13 protein-coding genes are annotated in these 14,478 nt (G+C 43.9%); all 13 read right to left on the bottom strand.

What is annotated here, in order from left to right:
• Positions 1-29 precede the first annotated feature (29 nt).
• Positions 30-983 (bottom strand): LCP family glycopolymer transferase, encoded by a 954-nt coding sequence (locus tag PHU01S_RS08355; RefSeq protein WP_127507121.1) that lies wholly within the window; start codon positions 981-983, stop codon positions 30-32.
• Positions 983-2,128: a nucleotidyltransferase domain-containing protein gene (locus PHU01S_RS08350; RefSeq protein ID WP_127507119.1), complete on the bottom strand. Its 1,146-nt coding sequence runs from the start codon at positions 2,126-2,128 to the stop codon at positions 983-985. The genes PHU01S_RS08355 and PHU01S_RS08350 overlap by 1 nt, the downstream gene beginning before the upstream one ends.
• A 10-nt stretch (positions 2,129-2,138) precedes the next feature.
• Positions 2,139-3,476 (bottom strand): UDP-glucose dehydrogenase family protein, encoded by a 1,338-nt coding sequence (locus tag PHU01S_RS08345; RefSeq protein ID WP_127507117.1) that lies wholly within the window; start codon positions 3,474-3,476, stop codon positions 2,139-2,141.
• A 15-nt stretch (positions 3,477-3,491) separates the two neighbouring features.
• Positions 3,492-4,868 carry a sugar phosphate nucleotidyltransferase gene (locus PHU01S_RS08340; RefSeq protein ID WP_127507115.1) on the bottom strand — a complete coding sequence of 459 codons (1,377 nt, stop codon included), beginning with the start codon at positions 4,866-4,868 and terminating at the stop codon, positions 3,492-3,494.
• Positions 4,834-5,715 (bottom strand): dTDP-4-dehydrorhamnose reductase, encoded by an 882-nt coding sequence (gene rfbD, locus PHU01S_RS08335; RefSeq protein WP_307721790.1) that lies wholly within the window; start codon positions 5,713-5,715, stop codon positions 4,834-4,836. The genes PHU01S_RS08340 and rfbD overlap by 35 nt, the downstream gene beginning before the upstream one ends.
• 7 nt (positions 5,716-5,722) lie before the next feature.
• A complete protein-coding gene (gene rfbB, locus PHU01S_RS08330; protein WP_127507111.1) occupies positions 5,723-6,745 on the bottom strand; it encodes a dTDP-glucose 4,6-dehydratase in 1,023 nt (340 codons plus the stop codon).
• 14 nt (positions 6,746-6,759) lie between these two features.
• Positions 6,760-7,305, bottom strand: coding sequence for a dTDP-4-dehydrorhamnose 3,5-epimerase (gene rfbC, locus PHU01S_RS08325; protein ID WP_127507109.1), 546 nt, complete (start codon positions 7,303-7,305; stop codon positions 6,760-6,762).
• Between the two features lie 17 nt (positions 7,306-7,322).
• Complete coding sequence (locus PHU01S_RS08320) at positions 7,323-8,072, bottom strand: sugar phosphate nucleotidyltransferase (RefSeq protein ID WP_049869242.1); 750 nt, start codon at positions 8,070-8,072, stop codon at positions 7,323-7,325.
• Between the two features lie 23 nt (positions 8,073-8,095).
• Positions 8,096-9,568: an oligosaccharide flippase family protein gene (locus PHU01S_RS08315; protein ID WP_127507107.1), complete on the bottom strand. Its 1,473-nt coding sequence runs from the start codon at positions 9,566-9,568 to the stop codon at positions 8,096-8,098.
• Positions 9,569-9,637: 69 nt separating this feature from the next.
• The gene (locus tag PHU01S_RS08310) at positions 9,638-10,708 is read right to left on the bottom strand and encodes a glycosyltransferase family 4 protein (RefSeq protein ID WP_127507105.1); all 1,071 of its coding nucleotides are present in this window, start codon (positions 10,706-10,708) and stop codon (positions 9,638-9,640) included.
• 33 nt (positions 10,709-10,741) lie between these two features.
• A complete protein-coding gene (gene cps2T, locus PHU01S_RS08305; protein ID WP_307721789.1) occupies positions 10,742-12,010 on the bottom strand; it encodes a beta 1-4 rhamnosyltransferase Cps2T in 1,269 nt (422 codons plus the stop codon).
• Positions 12,010-13,179, bottom strand: coding sequence for a glycosyltransferase family protein (locus tag PHU01S_RS08300; RefSeq protein WP_127507102.1), 1,170 nt, complete (start codon positions 13,177-13,179; stop codon positions 12,010-12,012). The genes cps2T and PHU01S_RS08300 overlap by 1 nt, the downstream gene beginning before the upstream one ends.
• Before the next feature lie 2 nt (positions 13,180-13,181).
• On the bottom strand, positions 13,182-14,456 hold the full coding sequence (locus PHU01S_RS08295; protein WP_127507100.1) for an O-antigen ligase family protein: 1,275 nt from the start codon (positions 14,454-14,456) through the stop codon (positions 13,182-13,184).
• Between the last annotated feature and the right edge of the window lie 22 nt (positions 14,457-14,478).

Genomic DNA, 14,478 nt, shown 5'->3' with positions numbered 1-14,478 from the left:
GGAGATCCCCTTTCCTTCCATGGACTGTATTAATTCAATGAAGGCTGGACTTCCTGCTCCTGATGCTTCTTGAGCAGCTCGTGGATCTTGTCCCTCTCGCCTTGATCGACAATGTAATACCAGATTCCGTTTATCATCCTGCCTTGGCCGCTGATCTCCTGCTGCTCGATCTTCTCGATCTTGGGCCGGTAATTGATCAGCATATCCTTCATCGTGTCGAAGGAAATGTCCGTCTTCACGTTGCTGCCGATCTCCTCCAGCATGTCGCTGGCCTTCGTCAGGCTGCTGACCGTAAGAGCATTCTTCATCACCTGCTGGATGATATCGCGCTGGCGGGCCGTGCGGCCGAAGTCGCCTCGAGGGTCGTCGTAGCGCATGCGGGAGTAAAGCAGCGTGGATTCGCCATTCAGCTTCAATTTGCCCTTGTCGTATTTTTGTCCGTCGATGGTGAAGCTGAACGGATTATTGACTTCAACTCCGCCCAATAAATCAACGATTTTAACGAACCCCTCCATGTTGACCTTCACGTAGTAATCCACAGGAAAGTCCAGGAAGCTCTCTACCGTCTGCACAGACATATTCACGCCTCCGAAGGCATAAGCGTGGTTGATCTTGTCCTCGACATCGCGGCCGACGATGGTCGTTCTCGTATCCCGCGGAATGCTCACCATAAGCAGGTCGTTTTTTTGCGGATTTGCCGCGAGCAGCATCATCGTATCGGAGCGGCCTTGATCGCCGGGACGTTGATCGACACCCATCACGAGTACGGTGAAGGGCAGATTATCCGAGTTCACGGCCTGCGCCGTTTTGGTCACGCCCGGATCCTTGCTGACGTAATTCGTGCGGCTGGTCGGCTCATACACCTTGTGGGCCGTCCCTTTCAAGTTGTTGTAGAGGTACCATCCGAAGCCGACGACGGCCAGCCCTGAAACGAGCAGGACGGAAAGAACGGAAATCAAAACCCGCTTTTGAATGATGCTCATCAGATGTCATACTCCTTTGTTCCGGCTCTCGCCGCGCCGCCTCCGAATAAGTTCCGCAGCCGGATCCGGTAAATTCGTGTGTACAGGGACAGCAAAGAGCCGCCCTTGTCTTCCCTGAATTGGGAACGCGCGTAATCGCGGGGCGGCAGGAAAAGATATCGCAAATGTTTCAGCATCGCTCCCGCGGAATCATACATGACGAAGATCGACAGGAGACGAAAGAAATAGTACCGTCGGCTCTTGAGGCCAAGACCGGCTTCCCTCATCAGTTCTTCGTTCCAAAGCGGCCATCTTTTCCGCTCCGGCAAAGGCTTGATTTTCTCCAGCGATGGACATAGGGAGTATACCAGGGACAAAACCGTTATCAGCTTTGAGTAGTTCCCGTCTTTTCGAGCACGAGCCGTCATCGTTGCCCATCTGAGGGAAGGAGCTGTCTCGACAACAAGCCGAGCTACATCGAGGATATATTTCAGCGACAGCATCTGATGGTTGAAGCCGTGCAGGCAGATATGATACAAGCTGTCTTCGTCGGACAGCTCCCTCACCCCAGCATAACCCGGATAGGGCTGAGACCTTTCCCATAACCCTTCGGTATCCGTATCCGAAGCATGAGACCGGAGTATGTCCCAGTGGAGCTCAACCGCAAGAAACGGGAACATCGGATTGTCATAGAACTTATTGAACAGAAGATGGAAGTGGTCGCTGTCGGGACTGTCATCCTGTTGGAAGTCCATGCCGGACAGCAGCTTTGATGCTCTCTCCAAATCCTGCGGACGCACAAGCAGATCCAAATCGGTCGTCGGCCTTGCGGCGAAATGGCCGAAATATCTTTCTGCCATTCGAATCCCCTTGAGGGGGATGACAGGAATTCCGGCCGCATCAAATGCCTTCAGCAGCTTCTTGAGCTCCGAGCGGATCAGCATGTTCTGGAACAGGACCCGATCCGATTCCGCCTTGAGCTCGCTCTGCAGCCACGAGGGGACCAGGTCCATAAGGTCCATACGCAACAGATGGTAGAATTGGGTCCCCGTGAACGAATCCTGAATATCCGCCCAAGCCTCTCTCCAGTTCTCCTCTGTCATTCCATTCAAGGAATGCCGTCCATGAATCCGGTCCAGCAGCTTAACCGCTTCGCTTCTGTTCATAAGTCCTCCGTTAAAATAAAAGTGCGGGGCTTTGCTCTTTTACGCCTTTGTTCAGGTTCGGCCTGCCTACGGAATAATAGATGAAGGAAGTCTCCGCGAGCTCTTCTTCGGTGAATTGATTTCTTCCGTCAATAAGAACGGGCCGCTTGAGCAGCGTCTCCAGTCTGGAAAGCGGGAATTCACGGAACTCGGCCCACTCCGTAAGCAAGCAGAGGGCATCCGCCCCAGAAGCGGCCTCTTCCGCCGAGGAGCAGTAGTTGACATCCGGTGCATTCAGCTGGCTGCGGAAGTTGTCTTTGGCGACAGGATCATAAGCACGGATCTTTGCCCCTTTATTCAGCAGGGCTTGAATAATTTCGAAGGCCGGCGCATCCCGCACGTCATCCGTCTCCGGCTTGAAGGCCAGCCCCCAGATAGCGACCGTTCTGCCGCCGAGCTCGCCAAGAGTGGCTTCCAGCTTGCGGATGACGTTGAACCGCTGATCGCGGTTCACATCCACGACCGACTTCAGCAGCTTGAATTCGTAATCCACATGTCCGGCGATCTGGATGAGAGCTTCGGTATCCTTGGGGAAGCAAGAGCCCCCATACCCAATGCCCGCCTTGAGGAAGGACGGCCCGATCCGATGGTCGTAGCCCATGCCTTCCGCCACCAGCGTCACATCGGCTCCGACCTTCTCGCAGATGTTGGCGATTTCGTTGATGAAGCTGATCTTTGTCGCCAGGAAGGCATTCGAGGCGTACTTGATCATCTCCGCGCTGCGGATATCCGTTACCAGGATTTTGTCCGTAAGCGGACGGTGAAGAGCTTTGAGCCGCTCCTTCGCCATGACGCTGTCAGCGCCGATGACGATTCGATCCGGGTTGAGCGTATCCTTTACCGCAGAGCCTTCCCGCAGGAATTCGGGGACCGATGCGATGTCAAAATGATGGATCGAGTATTCAGCCAAAATGGAACCGATTTTTTCGTTCGTCCCTACCGGAACCGTGCTCTTCGTGACCACGATTTTGTAGCCGTTCATCGCCAGCGCAATTTCTTGCGCGGCTTGCTTGATATAGCTTAGATTCGCCTCTCCATTCGGAAGAGACGGAGTGCCGACAGCCAGAATCACGATATCCGATTGCTGGACGGCCGCGACCAGGTTGGTCGTGAAATGAAGCCTCCCCGCTTCGGTGTTTCGTTCGATCAGCTGTTTCAACCCCGGCTCGTAGATCGGCACCTCGCCCTGCTTCAGCATGTCGATTTTGGTCTCGATCTTATCCACGCAGACCACTTCGTTGCCGAGCTCGGAGAAGCATACCCCCGATACGAGGCCAACATAGCCCGTTCCAATGACAGCCAGTTTCATCTCTTGACCGCTCCCTTATCCGATATGGTGCACATATTGCAAGATGTCTTCCCAGCTCATGCACAGCCGGACGATATCCTCCTCGACCAGCTCCTGGCCGCTCTGGACTTCGATCATCTCCAGATTCGTGACGGCTCTGACGCTATGCATCATTCCTGCCGGAACGAGCACCACATCACCCGGTAGAAGCTCCCGATGCTTGCCGTCCAGGATGAGCTCGCCGCGGCCCGAGGTGATCGTCCACACTTCGCTGCGCCGGGTATGATACTGATAGCTGAGGTTCTTCCCTTCCGCGATGCAGATTCGTTTGGTCAGCACTTCGCGGCCGTCTTCGTACTTGACGTAGTCGACCACCTTGTATGAACCCCATCGCCGTTCCTCGAACATAGGCCTCTGATCCTGGCTGCCATTCACGTCCTTGATTCGCGAGCTCACGGACTTCTCCGATACGAGGATCCCATCCGGGCTTGCCGCTACCACGATTCCTGAAAGGCCCATGACTGTGATGGGAATATCCAGCTCGTTGATGAGATGCGTATCCTTGCAGTCCTCGGTCACAATCCCTTTGCCGATCACACTGTCTTCCATCTCGTCGGTCAGGCTGTTCCAAGTACCCAGATCCCTCCATATGCCCTGGTAAGGAGTGACGACCATGCGGCTTAGATTCTCCACCACCTCATAGTCAAAGCTGTTCTTGGGAAGCTTGCGGTACTGCTTCACCATCTCGTCGTAGGAGATCGGGAGATTCAGCGAGATAAGCAGGTTGATGATCCGGTCCAGCCGGAATGCAAAAACCCCGCAGTTCCAAAGCGCTCCCTGCTCAATCAGAGCAGCGGCTTCTTCCCTCGGGGGTTTTTCCTTGAACTTATTTACCTGTTGATATTTATGCTCGGCATTTCTGGATTCATGAGGAACGATATAACCAAAGTTTTCGGAAGGTTGATCCGGAACGACACCGATCAAGGCGAGCTCGGCATCCGTTTCCTGAATCGCCTCTTCCAGCTTCCGGATGGATGCGTAAAAGGAGTCATCCACATAGGGATCGACCGGCATCACCGTGACCACTTCATGCAGAGATACGCCCACGACCGAGTACAGATAGACAGCAGCCAACGCGATAGCCGGGAAGGTATCCCTTCGCTCCGGTTCCACAATGATCGGAACGGCAGCCCCCAATTGGCTTTGCAGCACTTCGACTTGAGAGCGGCTGGTGGCGATATAGCTGTCGCCGGCCAAGCCTGCTTGCGCCAATTGCCGCCATACCCGCTGCACCATCGACTCATTCGCTCCATCCTCCCGCTTGAGGAGAGGGAGAAATTGCTTGGAGCGCAAATCATTGGAGAGCGGCCATAACCGCTTACCCGATCCGCCCGACAGCAGTACGGTTTTCATCGTTACCCTCCTCTGATTCCAGCGCCAGGAATTCCTTCAATCCCTCTCTCCAGTTCCGCATGGGCGGGAACCCGTTCTCCGACAAGGATTGGTGCCGCAGAACCGAATAGGCCGGCCGCTGAGCGGGACGAATGAATCGACTGCTGTCTACCGGAGCAAGCTCCACCTTCATGCCGGCTTCCTCAAAGATCGCTTGGGCAAATTCATACCATGAACAAGAACCCGAATTAGACACATGATAGGTTCCATAGTGATCGGATTGAATCAATCGCAACACACACTCGGCCAAATCGACCGTAAATGTAGGACTCCCGAACTGATCCTCAACAACGGTCAACGGTTTCCCTTGGCGGCCCAAATTCAGCATCGTCTTGACAAAGTTAGAGCCGTGAAGGCCATATACCCATGAGGTGCGGACAATAAAATAGCGTTTCGCCGCTGCCTTCACAAGCGTTTCCCCCAACAGCTTAGAGGCGCCGTATACGTTGATCGGGTTCGTCGCCGCAGATTCGGGAATCGGCTCGACGGCAGTTCCGTCGAACACATAATCCGTGCTCACGTACACAAGCTTCGCTCCAACGAGTTCGGCAGCTTCCGCCAGATATCCGGACCCATGGCCATTCACTCTCTCAGCCAGCTCACGCTCCGTCTCGGCTTGATCCACCTTGGTATAAGCACCGCAATGAACAATAATATCCGGCTGCAAAGCTTCCACGACTTCCAGAACTTCGCGCCGATCGGTGAAATCCAGCTTCTCTCTGCCGAAGGCGTGGACTTCATATCCCGCTTCCGACAAGAGAGAGGCCATATCCGTACCCAACTGGCCTTTGGCGCCTGTTACGATCACCCTTGTCTCAACCATGCGCAACGGGCTGCCTATACCGGATATCGTAGCTTTTGAGATATTGACCCGATTGGATATCCCTCCACCACTTCTCGTTAGCCAAATACCAGTCGATCGTTTCCACTATTCCGGTCTCAAAAGTGTACTTAGGCTTCCAGCCAAGCTTCGTTTCCAGCTTCTCCGGATCGATGGCATAACGGCGGTCGTGGCCTAGACGGTCTTCCACGTAAGCGATCAGATCCTTGGATTTGCCCAGGCGCTCCAGAATCAGCTCCACGATCTGGATGTTGGTCCGCTCGTTATGACCGCCTATATTGTAGATCTCGCCGGGAACGCCCTGATGCAGGACCAGATCGATAGCAGCCGCGTGATCCCTCACATGCAGCCAATCCCGGATGTTGAGTCCATCCCCGTAGACAGGAAGCTGCTTGTTGTCGAGAGCGTGGGTAATCATGAGCGGTATCAGCTTCTCCGGGAAATGATAGGGCCCATAATTATTGGAGCAGCGGGTAATGTTGACATTCAAGCCATACGTTTCATGGTAGGCGCGAGCAAGCAGATCACCCCCTGCCTTGCTGGAGGAGTAGGGACTGTTCGGAGCCAGCGGCGTCTCCTCCGTGAAGTATCCTGTTTCTCCGAGAGAACCGTACACTTCATCCGTAGAGATCTGGATATACTTGCTTATTCCGTACGCTCTTGCAGCCTCCAGCAGAACCTGTGTCCCGGAAATATTGGTCGTTACGAAAATGCCGGGGTCGCTTATGCTCCTGTCCACGTGCGACTCGGCTGCAAAATTGACGATAGCGTCGATGCGGTGTTCTCTCAGCAGATGCCGGACAAGAGCTTCATTGCAGATATCGCCTTTCACAAAATAATAATTCCCGCTCTCATCGAGATCCGATAAGTTATCCAGATTGCCGGCGTAAGTAAGCTTGTCGATATTCACGATCTTGTACTCAGGATGCTCTTCGTGCATATGGCGGATGAAGTTGCTGCCGATAAAGCCGGCGCCGCCTGTGACCAGTAGGTTCATCTCTCTACAACTCCCTAAAAGTTATGTTCGGCTTCGTGAAATCCAGGATGGATCTTATCCTTATCCGAGAGAACGACTCGATCGGAAGGCCAGTCGATTCCAAGTGCCGGGTCATTCCACAGAATGCCGCGGTCATGCTCCTTGGAGTAATATTCATCCACTTTGTATACAACCTGAGTATTGGAGACGAGGGTACAGAAGCCATGTGCAAATCCGCGAGGCACGAGAAGCTGCCGCTTATTGTCTTCGCTGAGAATGAATCCTTGCCACTCCCCGTACGTAGCCGAACCCTGCCTTAAATCCACCACCACATCATAGATAGCACCGCTAATTGCACGCACCAGCTTGGTTTGGGCCTTTGGATTCAGCTGATAATGAAGCCCCCGAAGCGTTCCCGCCTCTTGGGATAAGGAATGGTTATCTTGAATGAAGCGATGCTCGATTCCTGCTGCTCTGAATGTTTCTTCATTGTAGCTTTCCGTAAAAAAGCCCCGATTGTCACCGAATACATCGGTCTCGACAATCAGGACTCCCTCGAGCTTGCTTGGTATGATTTTCATTTTTGGTCCGGTCCCCTCTACACGGATGCCAGCTTGCGGCCGAAGTTCAGATCGAAGGTATGGTTGCGGACAAGCTCATTGGCATGGGCCCAGGACTCATGCGTACCCGCATCCGTCCACCATCCATCCAGTACATCGTAGGTGAGCGAGCCTTGCTGAATATAGGCATTGTTGACATCCGTGATCTCGAGCTCGCCGCGTCCGGATGGTTTAAGACCTTTTACGATCTCAAATACATCGTTGTCGTACATGTAGATGCCGGTTACAGCCATCGAGCTCTTCGGCTGCTTCGGCTTTTCTTCAATGGACCGAATCAATGTTCCGTCCAGCTCAGCAACGCCATAGCGCTCCGGATCGTGAACTTCCTTGAGGAGAATCTTCGCCCCTCTGCCTTGACGCTTGAAGTTCTCCACAAATGGCCTCATGTCATCCTGGAAGACATTATCGCCAAGGATGACCGCCATCGGCTCGCTTCCAATGAAGCTGCGCGCCAGTCCGAGAGCTTGCGCGATGCCTCCAGCCTGATCCTGTACCTTATAAGAGAAGCTGACGCCGAATTCGAATCCGCTGCCCAAAAGATTAACGACATCGCCCATATGGTCACGTCCCGTGACAATGAGGATGTCGTCGATTCCAGCTTCTTTTAATTTGTAGATCGAATGGTAAATCATGGGGTACTGTCCAACCGGAAGCAAGTGTTTATTGGTCACCTTGGTTAGGGGGTAAAGTCTGGATCCTGTTCCGCCTGCTAGGATGATGCCTTTCATTTTTCAACACTCCTCAATTAATATTAAAAAGATTGTTTAGAAACTTGTTTGGTTTCTTTAGAAGAGACCTTTTTACCAATTTTCAGTTTCCCAATGACTAACCAAAGTAGAGGATCCTTAAAAGCCAATAAAGCAATTAAATATATAGTTGCGCCAATGGCTATGTCCGTAAACGTTTGAAGGACACCGTGCATCAGTAAAAAAGAATCAAACCATTTTATTATTATTAACATCATGGCACCCAGGAAACCATATTTCAAAGCAAGGCGAGCATGGGCAGAGAAATTAAAGTAACTTCTTGCGTAATACATCGAAATAAGAGCTCCCGTTACTTCAGCGGATAAGAGCGCAATTGTAGTACCGAGGCTTTTCAAACTAAATACCAACATAATATTGACAATCAAACTGAGTATGGCACCGATTGTAATAGCAAGGGAATACTTGCCTTGTTGATTGGTTGAAACTAATATTTGCACTCCAAAAACATTTGCAAGACCAACGACAATAATAACTGGGCTCATAGTCATTAGAACTAGACTAACTGCACCGAATTCAGGTCCAAAAAACCAATTCACAAAATTGGGGGTAATGGCTATCGTACCAAATGTCAAAGGAATTGTTAGGAATAGAATGAATTTCAAAGAATAATCGGCATATTTCTTTAGAGATTCTTTATTTCCACCCGAGAACTCAGAGGCCATCCTCGGCATCATAACAGAACTGACTGAGCTAATTATACCAAGGGTAAGACGTATGATTTTATTAGCCTGTGTATAATATCCAACTTCGATCTCCCCAGACACATTTCCCAATACAACTCTATTGACTAAAATGTAGACTTGAATCATTACCTGAGGAATAAATAAAATCAATATTGGTTTCAAATGTGTTTTCAAATCGATTATTTTTTTTCTTCCGAAACCCAACTCCTTAATTAATGGAATCCACATTATTAATTGACCAATAAATAGTGTAGATGTATTAATTAAAATATATAGCCATAAATCATTTCTGTTTTTAACTAACATAAAAATCAGTAGAACACCTATGAGTTTAACAGCCGTATTTCTCAGAACAGTCTTCTTTATCTCTTCTCTACCAATAAAATACCATGATATATCAGAAGCATATGCTAAAAACATAAACATGTTAATCCAGTAAAGGCTTTTATCTTCAAAGAAGAAAAGAATGAACACAGCATAAATTAAAAGCATAAAACCAGAAGAAAGAAATTGAAATGTGTAAATAGACCAGAATTCTTTTGCCACATCTTCAATTGATTTTTTTGTTGCAATTTGTCTACTTCCATATAGAGGTATACTTAAAATTGAAAAGATTAAAAAAAGTTGAACGATCGAGGTAACATAAGCTTCTTTCCCAACTCCATCAGCCCCCAAAACTCGAGAAACATAAGGAATAGTCAGAAAAGGAACAAGCATTACCAAGACCTGATAAATTGCAGTAAATGCATAGTTAGAAATCAATTTACGATTCATATAATAAGTTCTCCCGTATTCGGCATTCCAAGTAATGATGTAGACAATTAAAAGGAGAATTTTGAGTGATTAGTGATTAAGACATTCCTTAAATTTAGATTGAACTATTTTTTGACTAGATGTAGATTGAATGATCTGATAGGCTGCCTCCCCTAACCGATTCATATACTCCGGATTATGATATAACTCTAAGATCGCTTCGGCTAATTGTTCAGAATGATTTAAATCTCCATGTATTAAAATTATGTTTTCTTTATCTTTAAAGAGCAAACGTATTCCGGCCGTTCCTAAAGTAACTATAGGTTTTGCACAAGCAGCAATCTGATAAACCTTGTTAGGAATAACACGATCTGCTTTTTCAGATAAACCGAAAATTCCTAACCCAACATCACATTGATGAATTGTTTCAGGCAATTCATCATAAGGAATATTTCCAGAAAAATGTACATTATTTAATCCAAGCTCTTCTGCAAGTTTCACCATTTCTGATTTTGTTTGTCCATTGCCTATTAGTTTAAAATAGATCCCCTTATAATCTAACAATAAACTTGCAGCCTTAAGAATTGTTTCTATTCCATGCAAAGGACTAAACCCTCCATAGAACAATACGCAGAACTCATTTCTACACTGCTCGTTAATAGGTAATAACGGTTTGAATACTTCTTCAGCCCCAACTGGAATGACCTTAAATTTATTTTCTCTTCCACTATATTTTTTTAAAAAATACTCTTTGTGTAGTTCTGTATCGCATATTAAATAATTAGCAAATTTAACACAAAACCAATCGTTAAAATAAGCTTTATATGCTGTTAAAGAATGCTTTTTAAAAAGTTTCCGATCGTTCACTAGCGTATCGTATTCTGATATTAATAAGTCACTTATAACTTTTTTTCTGCATAATCTAGACAATATAATAATTGGAATGCTATAGTTCTGATTCATAGAAGAAATATAAATATGTTTGCATTTGTATTTAAATAAAGCTTTAATTAGTTTTGTTGTGACAGCAATCTGGCTTTTGATGTATCCTTTTCGATCCAACGGAACTTTTTCATAACTAAAATTGGCTCCGTTAAATAATACTTTGGTTCTTGAATACTCTAGTTCTACACCAATTATTATGACATCAGTTTTTATCATAACTTACTCTCCATTACTTAAAAATAACTGAGTTCAAACCATTACCGCTTTCGTTAAATCCTTATTTTCAGTCCCTGTTTCAACAAAATCTATTTGATTTTTGAAAAATGTCTCATATTCTGATACGATCTTATTCCATGAATAACTAGTGGAAATTACTCTTTTAGATTTAACCTCCATATCATTAATTTCTTTTTGGGATAGCTGAACAGTAGACTCCAATATATGCTTCAAACTGCCTTTGTGCTTAGAAAAATATAACGCCGCATCTCTTCCAACTTCATTGTTAAAAACAACATCCAACAGTATATTTATTTTTGTGCTAGCTAACGCTTCAAGCAGAGATGGATTGGTTCCTCCAACCTCATGCCCGTGTAGATATGCAAATGCTTTTTCCCTGATTTTTTTCAATAGTTCCTGATCGTATATAGTGCCTACGAACTTTATTCTTTTGTCTTTATTAAAAGCTGTCTTCTCTTTTAAATCCGAATAAAAATTATTTTCAGCAATATTAGTAACTATGACAAGATCCATATCAAGGTTACTCTCCATAAATTCTAAGATCATTAATTCGTAATTATTCTCTGGTACAAATCTTCCAACGATTAAAAAATATCTGTCTTCCCTAATTTCTTTACTTAAAAGCCATTCTTTAAATCCTTCATCCTTATCATCAAGAACGGAAGGAGTAAGGTCAGCCCCATAAGATATGTACTGAGTTTGAGGCTTAAAACTACTGTACGTGCTATGAATGTAACTTTCGATTCCCAAAGAATCGCAAATAATATAATCAGCATGTTTAACCATTTGTTTTTCGGAATATTTCCAATATCTCCTGATAGGAGCACTCCACTTGCTTCGTCGCCACTCATTACCATCTGGATTGATAAAAATTCTTACGTTCATACGTTCAAGTATCCTTTTATATATAAAAAAAACTGGCCCTATTCTACAGGCCAGGATGTAAATCATACAATTCTTAAGATTGTTTTTCTTAATATACTTAATACAAGCTCTTAAGCTTTGAATATCATAAATTATTGCTTTAGCACTGCCTATATTAGCTGTCGGTATATTAAAGCATCTTGATCTATTATAGAAAAACTCATTCCTGTTGTCTGACATACAAGAAACATGATAATTAATTGCTTGGCTCTGTTTTCTTGCAGTTAGTTGATCAACGAATGTTTCAAATCCTCCATACTGTGCCGGAATTCCTTTTGAACCGATAATGAAAATATTAGCTTCCTCTGCGGATTTCTTAGAATGCCTTAGACTCGCATCACTTTTGAGAGTCATCATTATGCTAAGCTCACATCCTTTATAATTGAATAAATCTCGTTTGTTCGTGATGCCCAACCATTTTGCTTCATATATTCTTGTCTGGACTGTTTATTCTCTTGCCCAACCTCATCCAGTGCATTTTGCAGTTTTTCAGCAAACCTCTCCTTGTCATCAGCTATATATACATAATCCATTAATAATTCAGATGGTGGGACCGGTGTTGTTACAATGGGTTTTCCCAGAGATAAAAAGTCATACATTTTCATTGAATCCTGAGTAAGTGTGAATACATCGACAATATGCGGAATAATACAAACATCAAAATCGAGTATTTTGTTAGTTATCTGATCATAAGGAATTTTATCATTATAAAAAACATTATTTTTTTTAGTTAACTGTAAGAATTTTTCTTTATCAAGCTGATTGCCCCACGTTTGTTTTCCAATAAAAATAAAATCAACATCTAAAAACTTATCTGATATAAAATCAATGATATTTAAATCAAGTCTTTCATAAATGTTCCCTATGTACCCAACGCTCTTTTTTTTATTATATTCAGATTCCTTTTTTGTAATTATCTTGTCAGATGATAACGAAGATGTATTACCAACCAAATATACATGACCTTCATTTCGTAGCATGGATTGCATCATGTACGGAGTATTGGTAATTAAAACCTCTGCATATTTTGATGCTATTTTATATCCACTACTTATAGCTTCCCGATTACGTTTATCGTCTTTATACAATGGGCTCAATTCCCAATTATCATATGCATCAAAAATACCCAATCCTAGTTTTGCTTGAAAAATACTTGCTGATTTAGGATCAGAAACAAGTATTATTGAATCTTTAATTTTTTTCTTTCTTTTAATTCGCTTTATAATCATTGGAAGCATGATCTCTTCTGCTTTTCCAAAAGGAAAACAATGTTCCACATAATAAGTGTTAGCAAAGTCATTGCATCTCAAAATTTTAAACCCCAAACTTTTGCCAACTTCCAGCCGATTATGTTTTGTAAAGTATAGAACTTGAGGTCTTATTCGATTCACTATATAAATTTCTTTAAACATTTGATCTTTAGAGAATTGCTCTGCTAACTTCAGTGGTCTATTTATTTGATTCTTTGAGACATGATCATGCCAGTTATGAGGACTAATAAAAAATAGAGTCAAATCTTTCTTCATGATTAAAAACTCCTTTCCACACTCTTCATCTCAGTGTTATTTGCTTGATACCCAATTAATAACCACAAAAATATACAGCATCCTTCCCAGCTAAACATATCAAATGAAAATCCTTGCATTAAGAATGAAATAATTATAATAGTTATAAATGTATCTTTTCTGTATTTTAGCTTTAGATTCATTAATATTTTTCCAACTATAAAAACAAAGAAAAATAACCCTAATAAACCTAGCTCAATTATTAGTGTTAAAAATGTATTATCCATAACCGCAAAACCATCAGGCGGTACATCACTTTTCAACAAAGGATAAGATTGATAATAACCAATTCCAATTAAAAAATTGGAATTCATTTTTGAAAGATGATCCCATGTCCATGCAAACATGTAACTTCTATGAGATAAAGATCCATCGTTCATATTTAGAGCTGCAAAACGATCGCTTATAGAAGTTACTAAGTCCCCTCCCAATACAACTAAAGCTAAAGCTCCTAAAGTAGCAAAAATATATGATTTTGTATTTTTAAAAACCCTTCTTTTTATTAAAATAGCAAAAGTCGCAACAATTAATGATATCCATGCTCCCCTTGAATAAGTTAGGAATATTGAATAGAGAATTAAACATGTAAATATCCCACTGAGTATTTTTTCTGTTTTCTTTGCGCTTGAATCAAGAAGAGTATCTAACCAACAAATAAATGATGGCAACAACAAGGTAGCGAGTACAATAGGATGGCCGATAGAACCTACTTCTCTATATCCTCCACCTGCTGTTTGAGTACTCATTTGCCAGAATAATCCTCTACTCGTTGATGCTTCAAATGTAAATGGTTTAAATAGAATAATTAAAGTTTGAATAATACCTGAATAACCAATTATTCTTTTTAGAATTAACCCTACATTTTGGTATACCAGAAATTTACCAGTTAAATATGGAAGAGCAATGAACATAAAATAAAATAACATTACTTGTTTAATATCACTCATGTTAACCAAGACAATACAACTTATTCCGATCATACTAATATCTGCAGACGATAGTTCAACTTGATACCTTTTGCTTAAAAAACTTATTAGAGTGAAAAAGAGTAGCATTAATGTTGCTGCTACATTCAATGTGAATGGGCCAAATTTGATGGGTATCAAATCAGAAGGCGGCAAATTTACTGCAAAAAAAATTAATATTGCCAGGAAAAAACCTGAAATTCTAATAAATATATCATTTCTAATTATTTTTTTTGAATTATAAAACGAAATTATATCCTTTTCTAAAATCATTTAATTTCCTCCAAATAACAAT

The sequence above is a fragment of the Paenibacillus humicus NBRC 102415 genome, assembly GCF_004000905.1.
GTDB classification, from domain to species: Bacteria; Bacillota; Bacilli; order Paenibacillales; family Paenibacillaceae; genus Paenibacillus_O; species Paenibacillus_O humicus.
Note: the sequence above shows the minus strand (reverse complement) of the source record. Positions and strands in the feature narration are given on the sequence as shown.

Coding starts and splice junctions, on each gene's coding strand:
- rfbC (WP_127507109.1), bottom strand. CDS start 7,305: ATGAAAATCATACCAAGCAAGCTCGAGGGAGTCCTGATTGTCGAGACC.
- PHU01S_RS08300 (WP_127507102.1), bottom strand. CDS start 13,179: ATGAAGAAAGATTTGACTCTATTTTTTATTAGTCCTCATAACTGGCAT.
- PHU01S_RS08345 (WP_127507117.1), bottom strand. CDS start 3,476: ATGAAACTGGCTGTCATTGGAACGGGCTATGTTGGCCTCGTATCGGGG.
- rfbB (WP_127507111.1), bottom strand. CDS start 6,745: ATGAACCTACTGGTCACAGGCGGCGCCGGCTTTATCGGCAGCAACTTC.
- PHU01S_RS08310 (WP_127507105.1), bottom strand. CDS start 10,708: ATGATAAAAACTGATGTCATAATAATTGGTGTAGAACTAGAGTATTCA.
- PHU01S_RS08295 (WP_127507100.1), bottom strand. CDS start 14,456: ATGATTTTAGAAAAGGATATAATTTCGTTTTATAATTCAAAAAAAATA.
- PHU01S_RS08315 (WP_127507107.1), bottom strand. CDS start 9,568: ATGAATCGTAAATTGATTTCTAACTATGCATTTACTGCAATTTATCAG.
- PHU01S_RS08320 (WP_049869242.1), bottom strand. CDS start 8,072: ATGAAAGGCATCATCCTAGCAGGCGGAACAGGATCCAGACTTTACCCC.
- PHU01S_RS08350 (WP_127507119.1), bottom strand. CDS start 2,128: ATGAACAGAAGCGAAGCGGTTAAGCTGCTGGACCGGATTCATGGACGG.
- PHU01S_RS08355 (WP_127507121.1), bottom strand. CDS start 983: ATGAGCATCATTCAAAAGCGGGTTTTGATTTCCGTTCTTTCCGTCCTG.
- PHU01S_RS08340 (WP_127507115.1), bottom strand. CDS start 4,868: ATGAAAACCGTACTGCTGTCGGGCGGATCGGGTAAGCGGTTATGGCCG.
- cps2T (WP_307721789.1), bottom strand. CDS start 12,010: ATGATGACTCTCAAAAGTGATGCGAGTCTAAGGCATTCTAAGAAATCC.